Origin of the sequence: Sphingomonas sp. PvP055 (assembly GCF_040546365.1) — a bacterium.
Taxonomy (GTDB): Bacteria; Pseudomonadota; Alphaproteobacteria; order Sphingomonadales; family Sphingomonadaceae; genus Sphingomonas; species Sphingomonas echinoides_A.
The window spans coordinates 1,677,095-1,692,462 of sequence record NZ_JBEPNS010000001.1; the positions used below are offsets into that span (position 1 = coordinate 1,677,095).

Sequence of the window (15,368 nt, forward strand, 5' to 3'; positions counted from 1 at the left end):
ATGTTTTCGGGATCAATCCCGGCGCTTGTCACGCCGTTTGCTGCGGACGGCGCTTTCGATGAGCCGGCGTATCGTGATTTCATCGAGTGGCAGATTACCGAAGGTTCCGCCGGGCTCGTCCCGTGCGGGACGACCGGCGAAGCGGCGACGCTGACCGCCGACGAGCATTTTCACATCGTCGCGGTCTGCGTCGATCAGGTGCGGGGGCGCGTTCCTGTCCTGGCGGGCGCCGGATCGAACGATACGCGGGTTGCGATCCACAACATTGCTGCGGCGAAGGCTGCTGGTGCAGATGCCGCGCTGATGGTTCCGCCCTATTACAATCGCCCCAATCAGGAAGGGATCTTCCGGCATTTCGAGGCGGTTGCGAACAGCAGCAGCTTGCCGATCGTGCTGTACAACGTGCCCGGCCGGACCGTGACCGACATCGCGGTCGAGACTGTCGGTCGGATCGCGCACGCGCTGCCGAGCGTGATCGGAATCAAGGATGCGACCGGCGTGATCCAGCGTGTCTCGGCGCAGCGGGCGGTGTGCCCCGAGGGGTTCGTCCAGCTGTCCGGAAACGACGACATGGCGCTCGCGTTCAACGCGACGGGCGGGGTGGGGTGCATTTCAGTGACTGCCAACGTCGCGCCCCGTTTGTGCGCCGATTTCCAGGCGGCATGCGCTGCGGGCGACTATGCCGCCGCTTTGGCTCTGCACGATCGGTTGTTCGCGCTTCACGGGTCACTTTTCACGGATGCGTCGCCGGGGCCGGTTAAATATGCCGTGAACCGCGTGCGCTCGACATTTCCTAAGTCCCTGCGGCTGCCGATGACATGGCCAAGCGAGGCGAGCCAGCGCGCTGTCGACGCCGGGCTGGCGGCGGCGGGACTGGTTTGAACGGGGTTGGCCGCTGACGCCCGGATCGACCGGGCGCTGCGGCGCCCGGATCAATCCTTGGCGAAGAACCGGTCGATCACGCTTTGCCCGAGTCGGGCAGGGCGCTTGGTTTCTATGTCGAGGCAGCACCAGCTCGATTTCACCTCGGCCAGAACCTCCTCGCCCCGCTTGATGATCGTTTCGTAGAACGCGCGCGCGCCCTGGACCTTCTCGAGCAAGACCGTCGCGATCACCTCGTCGTCGAGGAACGTCGGCTTGCGATAGGTGATCTCGTGCTTGAGCGCGACCCAGGCGTGCGTCGCCAGCGCGTCGGCAGGGGCGAAGCGTTGCCAGTGGCTGATCACCGCCGCCTGTACCCACTTGAGATACGACGCGTTATTGACGTGACCCATGAAATCGATGTCCGCCGCGTCGATATCGATCGGGAATTGGTGCGTTGCGAACTGGACCATATTCTATCCTACCCCAGATGCGGCTGCGTTGCGAGAGCCTAGCGCCCAGGTCTTTACAAATCTGTCAGTACCGATGGCCTTACGACTGCAACGATGGACCGGTCGGTTCGATCCCCGTTATCCCCGGTTTCGGCGCCGCCATCCATCGCCGGGCTGTGTCCCGTCATTGCAGGGCTTTCGTTCGGGGGTGGGACGTCCTACATCGCCCAGCCTATGGCGCGTCCCAAACCTGTAACCTTCGAGAAAACCAAGATCGTCGCGGAAAACCGACGCGCGCGGTATGACTATTCCATCGAGACCGTGTTCGAGGCTGGCATCGCACTGACCGGGACCGAAGTGAAATCGCTGCGCAGCGGGCAGGGGTCGATCGTCGAAAGCTATGCTGAGGCCAAGGACGGCGCGGTGTGGCTGGTCAATTCGAACATCCCCGAATTCAGCCACGGCAATCGCTTCAATCACGAACCGAAGCGCCCGCGAAAGCTGCTGCTGCATGCGCGGGAAATCAACAAGATGCACGGTGCGGTCAATCGCGACGGGATGACGCTCATCCCGCTGATGATCTATTTCAACTCGACCGGCCGGGCGAAGGTCGAGCTGGCGCTCGCGAAGGGCAAGAAGGCGCACGACAAGCGCGATTCGATCAAGGAGCGCGACTGGAAGCGCGAGCAGGGTCGATTGATGCGCGACCGTGGGTGACGCATCCCGCGCGCGGGGGATGGGGTCGCGGATCTGGAACTTCGCCCTCGGGCATATCCCCACGCGCGACAAGATCGAGCGCAACCGTTTCCTACGCCCGGTGGCGCATCGCATCTTGCACCCTGCCTTGTGGCGTTTCACCCGCCGCTCGGTCCCGCGCGGCGTCGCGCTGGGGGTGGTGAGCGGCATCCTGTTCCCGTTCGTCCATGCGCCCGTTGCGGCATTGGCGGCCTTGCCGGTGCGGGCAAACGTGCCGGTCGCGGTGGCGACGACGTTGCTACACAACCCGCTGACCAGCGTGCCGATTTATTTCTCGGCCTATCATATCGGCCTGTGGGTCCTGCGGCTGGATCGCACGGTGCCGGGTCGCCCGATCGCGAGCAACGTCGCGGCGCATGTCGACTGGCTCCATACGCTGGTCGCGCAAGTCGGCCCGGCGACGATCGTCGGGCTGGCGGTTCTGTCGGCGGTGCTCGCCATCATCGGCTATGTCGTCGCGGGTTTGGTGTGGCGGGTCCGGATCGGGCGCAAATGGCGGAAACGTTCGATCGAACGGAATTTCGCGATCGCGTTTGACTAGGCGTGTCGGCTGGATAGAACACGCGGGCTTTCGTTATGATTTGAAGGGCTTTAAATGCGTAGTTCGCATCTTCTCCTATCGTTGACCGCCTCCGTCGCGCTTGCCGGGGCGACCTATGCGCAGACCGGCGCGACACCGCCCAAGCCGAGCGTTCCGACCGCGGCGCTTCCCGACAAACCAACCTATGGCGCATTCGGTCTCGATCTCGCGGGCATGGACAAGACCGTGAAGCCGGGCGATAATTTTGCGGAATATGCCGGCGGAACGTGGGCGCGCACCACCGCGATCCCGGATGACCGGGCCGCATTCGGCATGTTCAACGTGTTGCAGGATTTGTCGACCGAGCGGACTCGCGGCATTCTTGAAACCGCGATGAAGACGCCGGGCAACAAGAGCGGCGACATGTACGCCAGCTACATGGACGAAGCCGCGATCGAAGCGAAGGGCGCCAAGCCGATCCAGCCGTGGATCGCCGCGATCAAGGGTGCAAAGGACAAGACCGCGCTCGCGGTGGAAATGGCCAAGCTCCAGCGGCTCGGCGTGGGCGGCCTGTTCGGGGTCGGCGTGAGCGTCGATGCGAAAACGCCGACCAGCTACATCGTCAGCACCGGCCAGTCGGGCCTCGGGCTGCCCGACCGCGATTATTACCTCAAGACCGATCCCAAGCTAATCGAAACCAAGGCCGCCTATCAGGCGTATCTCGCCAAGATGCTCGGCCTGATCGGCGAACCCGATGCCGAAGCACGCGCCGCCGCAATCGTCGCTTTCGAGACGCGGATCGCGACCGGACACTGGACGCGGATCGAATCGCGCGATGCCGACAAGCGCTACAACAAGTGGACCGCCGCCGATTTCGCCGCGAAGGCGCCGGGCTTCCCCTGGACCGACTATCAGACCGCCCTCGGCGTCGCGCAGCAGCCCGCCTATATCGTCGGCCAGCCGAGCGCGGTCGCGGCCGAGGCGCAATTGTTCCAGCAGACGCCCTTGCCGGTGCTGAAGGATTATCTGACGCTCAAGGTGTTGCGCAGCTACGCACCGTATCTGTCGAAGGCGTTCGACCAGACCAACTTCGCCTTTTACGGCACGGTCCTGTCGGGTGCGCCGCAACAACAGCCGCGCTGGAAGCGCGGTGTAGCGGTCGTTGGCGGGGCGCTGGGCGAGGACGTCGGCCAGCAATATGTCGCGCAATATTTCCCGCCGGAATCGAAGAGCGCGGCGGATCAGCTCGTCAAGAACGTGATCGCGGCAATGGGGCAGCGGCTCGACAAGCTCGAATGGATGGCGCCCGAAACCAAGGTCAAGGCGCACCAGAAGCTCGCGTCCTTCACCCCCAAGATCGGTTATCCGTCCAAGTGGCGCGACTATAGCGCGCTCACCGTCTCCCGCGGCGATCTCGTCGCCAACGTCGCGGCGGCCAATGCGTTCGAATATCAGCGCGATCTCAACAAGCTCGGCGGGCCGATCGACCGGACCGAATGGGGCATGACGCCGATGACGATCAACGCCTACGCCAACCCGACGATGAACGAGATCGTCTTCCCCGCCGCGATCCTCCAGCCGCCGTTCTTCGACGCCAAGGCAGATCCGGCGGTCAATTACGGCGGGATCGGCGTGGTGATCGGGCATGAGCTCAGCCACCATTTCGACGATCAGGGCCGCAAGTTCGATGCGACCGGCAAGCTGACCGAATGGTGGACCCCCGAGGACGTCAAGCGCTTCACCGCGCTCACCGACAGACTGGTCAAGCAGTATGACGCCTATGAGCCGATCCCCGGGCAGCATATCCAGGGTGGCCTGACGCTCGGTGAGAACATGGCCGATCTGGCGGGGCTCGCGGTGGCGTATGATGCGTATCATCGCTCGCTGAACGGCAAGACTGCGCCCGTGCTCGGTGGCCTGACCGGCGACCAGCGTTTCTATCTCGGCTATGCGCAGGTGTGGCGGATCAAGTTCCGCGAGCCTGCGCTGCGGTCGCAATTGTTGAGCGACCCGCATTCGCCGGGTCCGTTCCGGACCGCGGAGGTGCGCAACGTCGATGCGTGGTACAAGGCGTTCGGCGCAAAGCCCGGCGACACGATGTACCTGGCGCCCGCCGACCGTGTTCGCGTGTGGTAACAAATCCAGAATTGGGGAAGCATGATGAAGCATATCTATAGTCTTGCGCTGGCGTCGGCCGGGGCGCTGGCGGTGGCCGTCGCCACCGGCGGCATCGCCCAGACCGCGCCTGCGCCCGCACCCGCCAAGGCGGACCCGGCATCGGCTGCCGCAGCCAAGGGCAAGCCACAATTCGGCAGCTTCGGGTTCGACGAACCCGGGATGGACCGCTCGGTCGCGCCGGGTGACAATTTCTACGCTTATGCCAACGGCACCTGGGCGCGGACGACGCAGATCCCGGCGGACAAGTCGAACTACGGCGCGTTCAATCTGCTCGCCGATCTGTCGGAAGCCCGCACACGCACGATCCTCGATGGTGTCGCGCGGGACCGGAACTCGAAGATCGGCACGGCCTATGCGACCTTCCTCGATCGCCCCGCGATCGACGCGAAAGGCCTTGCCCCGATCCAGCCATGGCTCGGCAAGATCAAGGCGATGAAGACCAACGCGGCCTATCCTGCATTGCTCGCGGAAGCGACCAAGGCCGGGATCGCCGGACCGTTCGGTTCCTATGTCGGTCAGGACGACAAGCAGCCCGAAATCTATGCCCTGTCGGTCGCGCAGTCGGGCCTCGGCATGCCCGACCGGGATTATTACCTCGAACAGAGTTTCGCGGACAAGAAGGCCGCCTATCAGGCGCATGTCGCCAAGATGCTGACGCTGGCGGGCGAGCCCAATGCCGCAGCGCGGGCAGCGGCGTTGGTCGCGTTCGAAACCGAGATCGCCAAGGTCCACTGGACCCGGATCGACAGTCGCGATGCGACCAAGACCTACAACAAGATGACCGTCGCGGACCTTACCAAGGCAGCGGCGGGGTTTGCGTTCCCGGCATACTTCCAGGGCATCGGTGCCAACGTCTCGAGCGTGATCGTCGCTCAACCGACCGCGGTCGCGGGGATCGCCAAGCTCGTCGCGGCGGCGCCGGTCGGCGTCCTGCAGGACCAGCTGATCCTGCGCTCGCTCGACAGCTATGCCGATGTGCTCCCCAAGACGTTCGACGACGAGCATTTCGCGTTCTTCGGCACGCAATTGTCGGGCACGCCCGAGCAGGAAGCGCGCTGGAAGCGCGCGGTCCAGTTCACCACGGGTGCGCTCGATGACGAAGTCAGCAAGCTTTACGTCGCCAAATATTTTCCGCCCGAAACCAAGGCGGCGGCGGACACGCTCGTCAAGAACGTGATCGCGGCGATGGACCGGCGGATCGACAAGCTCGACTGGATGGCCCCGGAGACCAAGGTCAAGGCGCACGCCAAGCTCGCGGCGTTCACCCCCAAGATCGGCTATCCGTCGCAGTGGAAGGATTATACCGGCCTGAAGATCGCGGCGGGCGATGCTTACGGCAACAGCTGGCGCGCGAACCAGTGGCAGCAGGCGTACAACGTCTCGCACCTCGGCAAGCCGCTCCAGCGCTGGGAATGGGGCATGACCCCGATGGAAGTGAACGCCTATGCCAATTTCGGCATGGTCGAGATCGTCTTCCCGGCGGCGATCCTGCAACCGCCGTTCTTCGATCCCAACGCCGACCCCGCGGTCAATTACGGCGGGATCGGCGCGGTGATCGGGCACGAGCTCAGCCACCATTTCGACGACCAGGGTGCCAAGTACAACGCCAAGGGCGAACTCACCGATTGGTGGACGCCTGCCGACGTTGCCGCGTTCAAGGGTCGCACCGATGCGCTGGTCAAGGAATATGACGCGTATGAACCGCTCCCCGGCGTCCATGTGAAGGGCGCGCTGACGCTCGGCGAGAACGTCGCCGATCTCGCGGGGCTGACGGTGGCGTATGACGCCTATCATCACGCGCTGGGCAACCGCCCCGCACCGACGCTGGACGGGTTTACCGGCGATCAGCGCTTCTATCTCGGCTGGGCGCAGGTGTGGCGGCGCAACTACCGCGAGGCGAACCTCAAGCAGCGGCTCGTCACCGATCCGCACAGCCCGTCCGAGCAGCGCGCGTGGGTCGTCCGCAATCTCGATCCGTGGTACGCCGCCTTCGATCCGAAAGCAGGACAAAAACTGTACCTGACGCCGGAACAGCGCGTGCGTATCTGGTAAAGACGGTGTTACCCTCGTCCCTCCGACACGCGTGCGGATGGACGAGGGGGCAGCGCCGGTTGAACGACCGGTGGTGCGTCCTGCTCCAGTCCTGACGCTTCGACACGAGGTCCCATGGCACGCGTACCCAGATCGACCACCGATATGCCCGCCCGCTCCGCGCTGCTGATCGCGGGCGGGTTCGGTCTGGCCGCGGCGCTGGTCATTCTGGGCGTCGTCGGCAGCATCCCGCTCGCCGGGACGTTCCTCGCGACCACGCTCGTCCTCGGGGGGGCGCTGGTGGTGTACCGGCAGCTGTTCCGGTCACCGACCGTCGTCGCAAGCGAACCCGACTGGAGCATAGCCCGCGCGCTGGCCGAGAGCAGTTCCGACGCGATTGCGGTGACCGACCGGGCAGGCCGACTGGTCTGCGCGAACGATCGCTATGAAGCGATCTTCCTGGGGTTTCCAACCCCGCCCGGCTTGCCGTTCGATGCAAGCGGGGTCGAACGGCTGAGCGCTGCCGGCCGCGCCGCATGGCGCGACGGGTCGGCGGGGACCGACCGCCTCGTCGTCCACGGCACGGTGCTGACCGCGGACGTGGCGCGCGCGGGGGAGGACGGCAATCTGCTGGTCTGGCGGTTCCGCGGAAACGAGGGGCTGGACCTCGCGCGGACGATGGAGACGCTGCTGTCTGGACCGACTGGCGACCGGCTCGGCAGCGCGGGGATCATGGCGGCGTTGATCAACCCGGACGGTCGCATCCGCTCCGCCAACCGCGTGCTGCGCGTGCGGGCGATGGGCGAGGGTGAGGGCGACATTCTGGGGCGGGACTTCGCGCGCTTCCTGATTACCGACGCGCACGGCATGGCGCGGTTCGAACGCGAGGGGATGACGAGCAATCCGCTGCGCGTGCTGCAGATTCCGTTCCTGGATGGGGAGGACGCCCCGATGCTCGTCGCCTTGATCGACGAGGAGGACGGTAGCCATCCCGCGATCGGCGAAAGCGCGGGCGCACACATCAAGAGCCTGGTCGCGCTGATGCCGTTCGGCGTGGCGCTGATCGGCGCGGACGGGCGCTTCCTCCAGATGAACGACGCGTTTGCGCGTGCCGCCGCGGTCGATTCGCTCAGCCCGCCGTTATATCCGGGGGACTTGCTGGTCCGCGAGGACAAGGGTGTCGTCGCGGATGCGATCCGCCGCTTCGCCGGGGGTGCGACGCACTCGACCGATCTTGCGGTCCGCTTGAAGGATCATCCCGACGAGCCGGTCGCGCTGTCGATCGCAGGGGCGCGCGGACTGGGCGATGCCGCGGTGTTGCTGAGCCTGAAGGACAATAGCGAGGAAACCCGGTTGAAGCGCGAGGTCGCGCAAGCGACCAAGATGCAGGCCGTGGGGCAGCTCGCCGGCGGCGTCGCGCACGACTTCAACAATATCCTGACCGCGATCATCGGGCATTGTGACCTGATGCTGATGCGCCATTCGCCGGGCGACAGTGATTATGACGACATCCAGCAGATCCGCGCCAACTCGAACCGCGCGGCCAGCCTGACGCGCCAGTTGCTCGCCTTCTCGCGCCAGCAGACGCTGCGCCCGCAGGTGCTGCAACTGCCCGACGTCATTTCCGAAGTGTCGAACCTGCTCAAGCGCCTGTTGGGCGAAACCGTGACGCTGACGGTCAAGCACGGGCGCAATCTGAGCCCGGTTCGTGCCGATCCCGGGCAGCTCGAACAGGTCGTGGTCAACCTCGCGGTTAACGCGCGGGATGCGATGATGACGCACGATCCGCGCGGCGCGGGCACCTTGTCGATCCAGACCTATGCGGTCACCGCTGCGGACGTGCGCAAGCTTGGGTCGGACATCCTACCGCCCGCCGACTATTCGGTGCTGGAAATCGGCGATACCGGCGGGGGGATCCCGCCCGAAATCCTGCCCAAGATCTTCGAGCCGTTCTTCACCACCAAGGAAGTCGGCAAGGGTACCGGGCTCGGGCTGTCGACGGTGTACGGCATCGTCAAACAGTCGGGCGGTTATATCTTCGCCGACAATCGCAAGGATGCCGGTCCGATGACTCCCGGCCGGGCCGCGCATGGGGCGATCTTCACGATCTATTTGCCGGTCTATACCGAAGGCGCGCTGAACGAGCCGGTCCCGCAACGCGTCCTCCCGCGCGAGAAGCCGGTCGACCTGTGGGGAACGGGCACGATCCTGCTGGTCGAGGACGAGGACATGGTCCGCGCGGTCGCCGAACGCGCGCTCAGCCGACAGGGCTATACCGTGCTGACCGCCGAGAATGGCGAAGCCGCGCTCGAGCTGCTTGCGGACAATCCGCGCCCTGACCTGTTGATCTCAGATGTGATGATGCCGCTGATGGACGGCCCGACGATGGTCCGGCATGCCCGCGCGCAATATCCCGACCTGCCGATTCTCTTCATGTCGGGCTACGCCGAGGAGACGCTGCGCAAGTCGATTAATTTGGATAACGTTTCGTTTCTCGCAAAACCCTTTTCCGTACAGGAGCTTGCGGAGGCGACGCGCGCGGTGTTAGGAACAAAATGAGATAGCGCGGCTCCTCGCGCTGCACTAGAGGCGATGGGATGAGTTCTCCACAGTCCATTCTCGTCGTCGAGGACGAGCCCCTGATCGCCATGATGATCGAGGATTTCCTCGACGTTCTGGGCAAATCGCTCGCCGGCAGCGCAGACAGTGTCGGATCGGCACTGCAGCTGGTCGACGCGGGCGGGATCGATGCTGCTATCCTCGATGTCAATCTGCGGGGCGGTGAGAAGAGCTTCCCGATCGCCGAAGCGCTGGCGGCGCGCAACATTCCGTTCGTCTTCGCGACCGGCGGATCGCACGACAGCGTCGGCGACGCCTGGGCGGACCGTCCGACACTCTCGAAGCCGTTCACGATGGACGGAGTCGCCAAGGCGCTCGACGCGCTCGCCTGACACCTTCTTAAAACGCGACGTTTGCCGACGGACCTTCGAGCGGTCCGGGCAGCGGCGTATTTTCAGCGTGAAAGCGACAACCAGTCCGCCATAACCGTCGGTGATCGAGCGTCCTTGTGCGCAATGTCAGACCATAACCAGCGCCGATTTGCGTCAATTGGTGTTCGCCCCTTGTTCTATGTGAACAAACATAGTACATAGCCACCATGCATTGAACGCGATGGGCGTTCGGTCTAGCGGGAGGCTCCAATGGCGGTTTCGTTGAAAGTGATCGACAGCAAAATGGCGGCATCCACGGATAAGGCGAGCGCAGAGCGCGCCAAGGCACTCGAAGCTGCGCTGGCGCAGATCGATCGCGCGTTCGGCAAGGGCTCGGCGATGAAGCTCGGGTCGAAGCAGACGATGCAGGTCGAGGTCATCTCGACCGGCTCGCTCGGTCTCGACATCGCGCTTGGCGTGGGCGGATTGCCGCGCGGCCGCGTGATCGAGATCTACGGCCCGGAAAGCTCCGGCAAAACCACGCTCGCGCTCCACGTCATCGCAGAAGCGCAGAAGACGGGCGGCACCGCCGCATTCGTCGATGCCGAGCACGCACTCGATCCCGTCTATGCCAAGAAGCTGGGCGTCAACATCGACGAGCTGATCGTGTCGCAGCCCGATACGGGTGAGCAGGCGCTCGAGATCGTCGACACGCTGGTGCGGTCGAACGCGATCGACGTACTCGTCGTCGACTCGGTTGCGGCCCTGGTGCCGCGCGCCGAGATCGAGGGCGAGATGGGCGACAGCCACGTCGGCTTGCAAGCGCGTCTGATGTCGCAGTCTCTGCGCAAGCTGACCGGTTCGATCAGCCGGTCGCGCTGCATGGTGATCTTCATCAACCAGCTCCGCATGAAAATCGGCGTCATGTATGGCAACCCCGAGACGACGACGGGCGGCAACGCGCTGAAATTCTACGCCTCGGTCCGCCTCGACATCCGTCGCACCGGGCAGATCAAGGATCGCGAGGAGATCATCGGCAACGCCACGCGCGTCAAGGTCGTCAAGAACAAGGTCGCGCCACCGTTCAAGCAGGTCGAATTCGACATCATGTACGGTCAGGGCGTTTCCAAGATCGGGGAAATTCTCGACCTTGGCGTCAAGGCGGGACTGGTCGAGAAATCGGGCGCGTGGTTCTCCTACGACAGCGTCCGCATCGGGCAGGGGCGCGAGAACGCCAAGACCTTCCTGAAGAACAATGTCGAGATGAGCGATCGCCTCGAAAAGGCGATCCGATCGCGGACCGACAAGGTTGCCGAGGAAATGATGGCGGGCCCCGAACCCGAGGACATGGACGGCGACGAAGAGATGTGAGGGTATTCCCCAGTCGTGCGGTGATGGCCGGGGGGCTGGAGCGCGACGTGCGCGTCGCGCTCCCTTTTACGGGACGGCTGATCTTGCCGTCGAACACCTTGGGAAGGCCCGCCTGCAAGGGCGGGCCTTTCATGGTTTTGGGATCAATGGTCCGGCGCGTCCGGTCCCGACCGCAGCGCTCGCCACCAGAATCGCCGACCGACCTGAAATTGCGTACGATCGCCGGACCCTTGTAGTCGTCCGGGGCATTTCACTCGTATCGTGCCGGTTGAAGGCCGACAGGAGAAGCCAATGTCGCTCATCGTCCATCATCTCGAGAATTCCCGTTCGCAGCGCATCCTGTGGCTGCTCGAGGAACTCGGCTTGCCGTATGACATCGTTCGCTACGAGCGGGACAAGACCACGATGCTTGCCCCGCCGGAACTCAAGAAGATCCATCCGCTCGGCAAGTCCCCCGTACTGCAGGATACCGCCGCTGGTCAGGTGGTGATCGAGACGGGGGCAATCGTCGATTACATCGTCGAGCTGGCGGACGGAAGAATGGGGCCGCCCGCGCACCGCGACGCGACGCTGCGGTATCGGCAATATCTGCACTATGCCGAGGGATCGATGATGCCGCCGCTGCTGTTGCTGCTGGTGATGAACCGGATCCCGGTGGTTGGAAAAACGGCGGCAAAGCGCGTCCAGCCGATGATCGACGTTCACCTCGATTATGTCGAGAGCGAGCTTGCCAGCCGCCCGTGGTTCACCGGGGACTCGTTCACCGCGGCCGACGTCATGATGAGCTTCCCGCTCGAAGCGGCGCGCAGCCGCGCGGGGCTGGACGAGTCGCGCCCGGCGACGATAGCATGGCTCGATCGCATTCACGCACGGCCAGCCTATCAGGCGGCGCTCGCCAAGGGCGGGCCCTACGCCTACGCCTGAAAGCATCCGCCTTCCCCGCGCAATCGCGGGGAAGGCGGAATACGTCAGCGGATCGGCGAGTTCGGGTCGAGCCGCATGTCGAGATACTTGTCCACCGACCCCATCAGCTGCGGCATTTCATGTTCGAAGAAATGGTTGGCCTTGGGAATCGTGTCGTGGTGGATCGTGATGTGCTTCTGCGTCCGCAGCTTGTCGACCAGCTTCTGGGTCGCCGCCGGAGTCGCCACTTCATCCGCTTCGCCCTGGATGATGATTCCGCTCGCCGGGCAGGGGGCCAGGAAGGTGAAATCGTACATGTTCGCGGGCGGCGCAACCGAGATGAAACCGCGGATTTCAGGACGGCGCATCAGCAGCTGCATTCCGATCCAGGCGCCGAAGCTGACCCCGGCGATCCAGGTCGTTTGCGCCTCGGGGTGAAAGCTCTGGACCCAGTCCAGCGCGCTCGCCGCATCGGACAATTCGCCGACGCCGTTGTCGAACGTGCCCTGGCTCTTGCCGACGCCGCGGAAATTGAAGCGCAGGGTCGCGAAGCCGCGGCGCTGGAAGGTCTTGTAGAGCTCCATCACGATGTGGTTGTTCATCGTGCCACCCGCCTGCGGATGGGGGTGAAGGATCATCGCAACGGGCGCGCGGGGGCGCGATGCGGGAGCGAAACGGCCTTCGAGACGACCGTCTGGGCCGGGAAAAATGACTTCTGGCATCGGACCTGCTGACAAGGAAGAGCGGGGAAGCGCGCCCCGATGGGCCGCGCGAAGAGTTGTGCGCTATACAATGATGGCGCACGTCTGCGCAATGATTGCAGCGAGTCCCGAATCCCGATGCCAATGATGCCCGATCGCCTCTATCTCGACCATGCCGCGACGACCCCGATTCTCGCGGTGGCGCGCGACGCGATGGCGCACGCGATGGAGGCCTGGGCCAACCCGTCGTCGCCACATGCCGAGGGCCGCGCGGCGCGCGCCATGCTCGAACAGGCCCGCCGCGACGTCGCGAAAGCCTATCGCTGGGACGGCGAGCTGCTGTTCACCAGCGGCGCGAGCGAAGCCTTGGCAATCGCGCTCCACCGCGCGACGGTGCCGCGACGGCTGATGTCTTCGGTCGAGCATGACGCCGTGATTCGTGCGGCACCGGGTGCAAAGGTCGTCGCGGTCGACTCGCTGGGACGGATCGATCTGGCGGCGCTTGCGGCGGCGCTGGATGGCGACCCCGCACTGGTCTGTGTTCAATACGCCAATAGCGAGACCGGCGTCCGACAGCCGCTCGGCGCGATCGCGGAGATCGTCCGGCGGGCAGGGGGCCTGCTGCTGGTCGATGCCGCGCAAATGCCGCCCGGGGCGGATCCGGACGGGATCGCGCAGGCGAATTTCGTCGCGCTGTCCGCGCATAAGCGCGGTGGTCCGCCGGGGATCGGAGCGTTGCTCGTGCGCGATCTCGCAAGCCTTGCGCCGACCGGCGGACAGGAACGCGGGTATCGCGGCGGGACCGAGAACGTACCCGCGGCCGTCGGCTATGCCGCCGCGCTGGCGGAACCTGAAGACCTTGCGGCGATGGCGGCGTTGCGGGTCCGGCTCGACGATGCGATCACACGATCGGGTGGCGAGGTCGTCGCGATCGGCGCTGACCGGCATCCCGCGATCGGATCGTACCGGATGCCGGGGCTGGCCGCCGCGACGCAGTTGATCCGGTTCGACATGGCGGGCATCGCGGTGTCCGCCGGAAGCGCATGTTCCTCGGGCAGCATGAAACCGAGCCACGTGCTGGGGGCAATGGGGTGGGACGCAGAAGCCGCGCGCGAGGTCGTTCGCGTCAGTTTCGGGCGCACCACGACCGCATCCGACATCGACCGCTTCGTGCGTGAATGGCGTACAATCATGCGGTCGATTCGTGGCAACGACCTGTTGGGGGCGGCATGACCTATCTCGATTATCAGGCGACGACGCCGCTCGCGCCGGAAGCATTTGACGCGATGCTGCCTTGGCTGCGCGACCATCACGCCAATCCGCATTCGCCGCACGTAGCGGGCCGCAAGGCCAAAGCAGCCGTCGAGGTCGCGCGGGATCACGTGGCTTCCCTGTTCGGTACGGGTGGACACGTCGCCTTCACCAGCGGTGCGACCGAGGCGCTCAACTGGGCGATCCAGCGAACCGATGGGCCGATCGTGACGCTCGCGACCGAACATGCTGCGGTGCTCGATACCTGCGCCGCGATGGCAGCGCAGGGGCGGACCGTGACGGTCTTGCCGGTCGGACCGGACGGGCTGGTGGATCTGGAGACCGCCCGCGCGGCGATCGCACCGGGAACCGGGCTGGTTGCGGCGATGCTGGTCAACAACGAGATCGGCGTGATCCAGCCGATCGCCGCACTTGCCGAAATTGCGAAAGCAGCCGGGGCGCTTTTCCTGTGCGATGCGGTCCAGGGGTACGGTCGTGTGCAGATCCCGCCGAACTGCGATCTGATCGCGGTTTCGGCGCACAAGATCCATGGGCCAAAGGGGATCGGCGCGTTATGGGTCCGCGATGGCGTCCATCTCGCGCCGCTGCTCTACGGCGGGGGGCAGGAAACGCTTGGCCGATCGGGGACTTTGTCGCCGGCGCTCTGTGCCGGTTTCGGCATGGCGGCACGGCTGATGGCGGAACGGCGCGTCGCCGATGCGGCCCACGTCGCCGACCTGTCGCGGCGCGCGCTTGATCGCCTGGAAGGATGGATCGTGAACGGTGCCCAGGAACCACGCTACCACGGCAATCTCAACGTCCGCCGGGACGGACTGGACGTTGCGCGGCTGATGTCGTCGCTCCGCGATGTCGCGTTCTCCGCGGGGTCGGCTTGCGCCAGCGGATCGGGCCGGTCGAGCCATGTGCTCCGTGCGATCGGGTTGCGCGATGCCCAGGCGCGGTCGAGCATCCGGATCGGATTCGGTCGCTACACTCAGGCCGACGAACTGTGTGCAGCGATCGACCGGATCGCCGCAATGGCCGAATCGCAAAGGATCGCGGCATGATCCGAGTACGGTTCGTCGAGCGCGACGGTAAGGTCTGCGAAGTCGCGGGAGCGGCAGGCGACCGACTGCTCGAAGTCGCGCAAGCGGCAGGGCAACCGCTCGAGGGGACGTGCGAGGGGCAGATGGCGTGCTCGACCTGCCACGTCATCGTCGCGGCCGCCGACTTTGCGCGTCTGCCCCCTGCCAGCGCGGAAGAGGAAGACATGCTCGATCTTGCGACGGGCGCGACACGGACCAGCCGGCTGGCCTGCCAGATCGTGCTGGACGCCGACATGGCCGCTCTCACCGTCGCAATCCCGCCCGAGTCACGGAACATGCAGCGGCGCTGATCATTTCGCTTCCGTGCC

Annotated in this window: 14 protein-coding genes; 12 read left to right on the forward strand and 2 right to left on the reverse strand. The window is 65.1% G+C overall.

Going from position 1 to position 15,368, the window contains the following annotated elements; translation table 11 throughout:
- Nucleotides 1–882 carry a 4-hydroxy-tetrahydrodipicolinate synthase gene (gene dapA, locus ABIC16_RS08115; RefSeq protein ID WP_354290704.1) on the forward strand — a complete coding sequence of 294 codons (882 nt, stop codon included), beginning with the start codon at nt 1–3 and terminating at the stop codon, nt 880–882.
- Nucleotides 883–932: 50 nt separating this feature from the next.
- On the opposite strand, the gene ABIC16_RS08120 is transcribed toward dapA, so the two are convergent.
- A complete protein-coding gene (locus tag ABIC16_RS08120) occupies nt 933–1,334 on the reverse strand; it encodes an acyl-CoA thioesterase (protein WP_277970369.1) in 402 nt (133 codons plus the stop codon).
- A 213-nt stretch (nt 1,335–1,547) separates the two neighbouring features.
- Here ABIC16_RS08120 and smpB point away from each other — a divergent pair, with 213 nt between their 5' ends.
- The 8 genes from smpB (at nt 1,548) to ABIC16_RS08160 (ending at nt 12,023) form a co-directional block, all read left to right on the forward strand.
- The gene (gene smpB, locus ABIC16_RS08125) at nt 1,548–2,030 is read left to right on the forward strand and encodes an SsrA-binding protein SmpB (protein WP_277970368.1); all 483 of its coding nucleotides are present in this window, start codon (nt 1,548–1,550) and stop codon (nt 2,028–2,030) included.
- Between the two features lie 19 nt (nt 2,031–2,049).
- Nucleotides 2,050–2,610 carry a DUF2062 domain-containing protein gene (locus ABIC16_RS08130; RefSeq protein ID WP_277970392.1) on the forward strand — a complete coding sequence of 187 codons (561 nt, stop codon included), beginning with the start codon at nt 2,050–2,052 and terminating at the stop codon, nt 2,608–2,610.
- 54 nt (nt 2,611–2,664) lie between these two features.
- Entirely contained in the window at nt 2,665–4,725 is a 2,061-nt protein-coding gene (locus ABIC16_RS08135) for a M13 family metallopeptidase (protein WP_354290706.1), read from the forward strand.
- A 24-nt stretch (nt 4,726–4,749) separates the two neighbouring features.
- Entirely contained in the window at nt 4,750–6,819 is a 2,070-nt protein-coding gene (locus tag ABIC16_RS08140) for a M13 family metallopeptidase (RefSeq protein ID WP_354292277.1), read from the forward strand.
- 114 nt (nt 6,820–6,933) lie between these two features.
- Nucleotides 6,934–9,357, forward strand: coding sequence for a response regulator (locus ABIC16_RS08145; protein ID WP_277970365.1), 2,424 nt, complete (start codon nt 6,934–6,936; stop codon nt 9,355–9,357).
- Nucleotides 9,358–9,395: 38 nt separating this feature from the next.
- On the forward strand, nt 9,396–9,749 hold the full coding sequence (locus ABIC16_RS08150) for a response regulator (protein WP_277970364.1): 354 nt from the start codon (nt 9,396–9,398) through the stop codon (nt 9,747–9,749).
- Nucleotides 9,750–9,998: 249 nt separating this feature from the next.
- Nucleotides 9,999–11,099, forward strand: a complete 1,101-nt coding sequence (gene recA / locus ABIC16_RS08155) for a recombinase RecA (protein ID WP_277970363.1) — start codon at nt 9,999–10,001, stop codon at nt 11,097–11,099.
- A 291-nt stretch (nt 11,100–11,390) separates the two neighbouring features.
- Entirely contained in the window at nt 11,391–12,023 is a 633-nt protein-coding gene (locus ABIC16_RS08160) for a glutathione S-transferase family protein (RefSeq protein ID WP_354290707.1), read from the forward strand.
- 44 nt (nt 12,024–12,067) lie between these two features.
- Here the strand turns inward: ABIC16_RS08160 and ABIC16_RS08165 are convergent, their stop codons facing one another.
- Nucleotides 12,068–12,724 (reverse strand): alpha/beta hydrolase, encoded by a 657-nt coding sequence (locus ABIC16_RS08165; RefSeq protein ID WP_131529191.1) that lies wholly within the window; start codon nt 12,722–12,724, stop codon nt 12,068–12,070.
- Between the two features lie 126 nt (nt 12,725–12,850).
- Here ABIC16_RS08165 and ABIC16_RS08170 point away from each other — a divergent pair, with 126 nt between their 5' ends.
- From ABIC16_RS08170 to ABIC16_RS08180, 3 genes are read left to right on the forward strand one after another with little or no spacing between them, the layout of a single operon-like run.
- The gene (locus ABIC16_RS08170) at nt 12,851–13,936 is read left to right on the forward strand and encodes a cysteine desulfurase family protein (protein WP_354292278.1); all 1,086 of its coding nucleotides are present in this window, start codon (nt 12,851–12,853) and stop codon (nt 13,934–13,936) included.
- The gene (locus ABIC16_RS08175) at nt 13,933–15,021 is read left to right on the forward strand and encodes a cysteine desulfurase family protein (protein ID WP_354290708.1); all 1,089 of its coding nucleotides are present in this window, start codon (nt 13,933–13,935) and stop codon (nt 15,019–15,021) included. Before ABIC16_RS08170 ends, ABIC16_RS08175 begins: the two co-directional genes overlap by 4 nt.
- On the forward strand, nt 15,018–15,350 hold the full coding sequence (locus ABIC16_RS08180; RefSeq protein ID WP_277970360.1) for a 2Fe-2S iron-sulfur cluster-binding protein: 333 nt from the start codon (nt 15,018–15,020) through the stop codon (nt 15,348–15,350). Before ABIC16_RS08175 ends, ABIC16_RS08180 begins: the two co-directional genes overlap by 4 nt.
- The last annotated feature ends 18 nt before the right edge of the window (nt 15,351–15,368 follow it).

What these genes read in the sequence shown, in the direction of transcription:
- recA (WP_277970363.1), top strand. Translation starts at nt 9,999, where the DNA reads ATGGCGGTTTCGTTGAAAGTGATCGACAGCAAAATGGCGGCATCCACG.
- ABIC16_RS08140 (WP_354292277.1), top strand. Translation starts at nt 4,750, where the DNA reads ATGAAGCATATCTATAGTCTTGCGCTGGCGTCGGCCGGGGCGCTGGCG.
- ABIC16_RS08135 (WP_354290706.1), top strand. Translation starts at nt 2,665, where the DNA reads ATGCGTAGTTCGCATCTTCTCCTATCGTTGACCGCCTCCGTCGCGCTT.
- ABIC16_RS08175 (WP_354290708.1), top strand. Translation starts at nt 13,933, where the DNA reads ATGACCTATCTCGATTATCAGGCGACGACGCCGCTCGCGCCGGAAGCA.
- ABIC16_RS08170 (WP_354292278.1), top strand. Translation starts at nt 12,851, where the DNA reads ATGCCCGATCGCCTCTATCTCGACCATGCCGCGACGACCCCGATTCTC.
- ABIC16_RS08165 (WP_131529191.1), bottom strand. Translation starts at nt 12,724, where the DNA reads ATGCCAGAAGTCATTTTTCCCGGCCCAGACGGTCGTCTCGAAGGCCGT.
- dapA (WP_354290704.1), top strand. Translation starts at nt 1, where the DNA reads ATGTTTTCGGGATCAATCCCGGCGCTTGTCACGCCGTTTGCTGCGGAC.
- ABIC16_RS08130 (WP_277970392.1), top strand. Translation starts at nt 2,050, where the DNA reads ATGGGGTCGCGGATCTGGAACTTCGCCCTCGGGCATATCCCCACGCGC.
- ABIC16_RS08120 (WP_277970369.1), bottom strand. Translation starts at nt 1,334, where the DNA reads ATGGTCCAGTTCGCAACGCACCAATTCCCGATCGATATCGACGCGGCG.
- ABIC16_RS08160 (WP_354290707.1), top strand. Translation starts at nt 11,391, where the DNA reads ATGTCGCTCATCGTCCATCATCTCGAGAATTCCCGTTCGCAGCGCATC.
- smpB (WP_277970368.1), top strand. Translation starts at nt 1,548, where the DNA reads ATGGCGCGTCCCAAACCTGTAACCTTCGAGAAAACCAAGATCGTCGCG.
- ABIC16_RS08145 (WP_277970365.1), top strand. Translation starts at nt 6,934, where the DNA reads ATGGCACGCGTACCCAGATCGACCACCGATATGCCCGCCCGCTCCGCG.
- ABIC16_RS08180 (WP_277970360.1), top strand. Translation starts at nt 15,018, where the DNA reads ATGATCCGAGTACGGTTCGTCGAGCGCGACGGTAAGGTCTGCGAAGTC.
- ABIC16_RS08150 (WP_277970364.1), top strand. Translation starts at nt 9,396, where the DNA reads ATGAGTTCTCCACAGTCCATTCTCGTCGTCGAGGACGAGCCCCTGATC.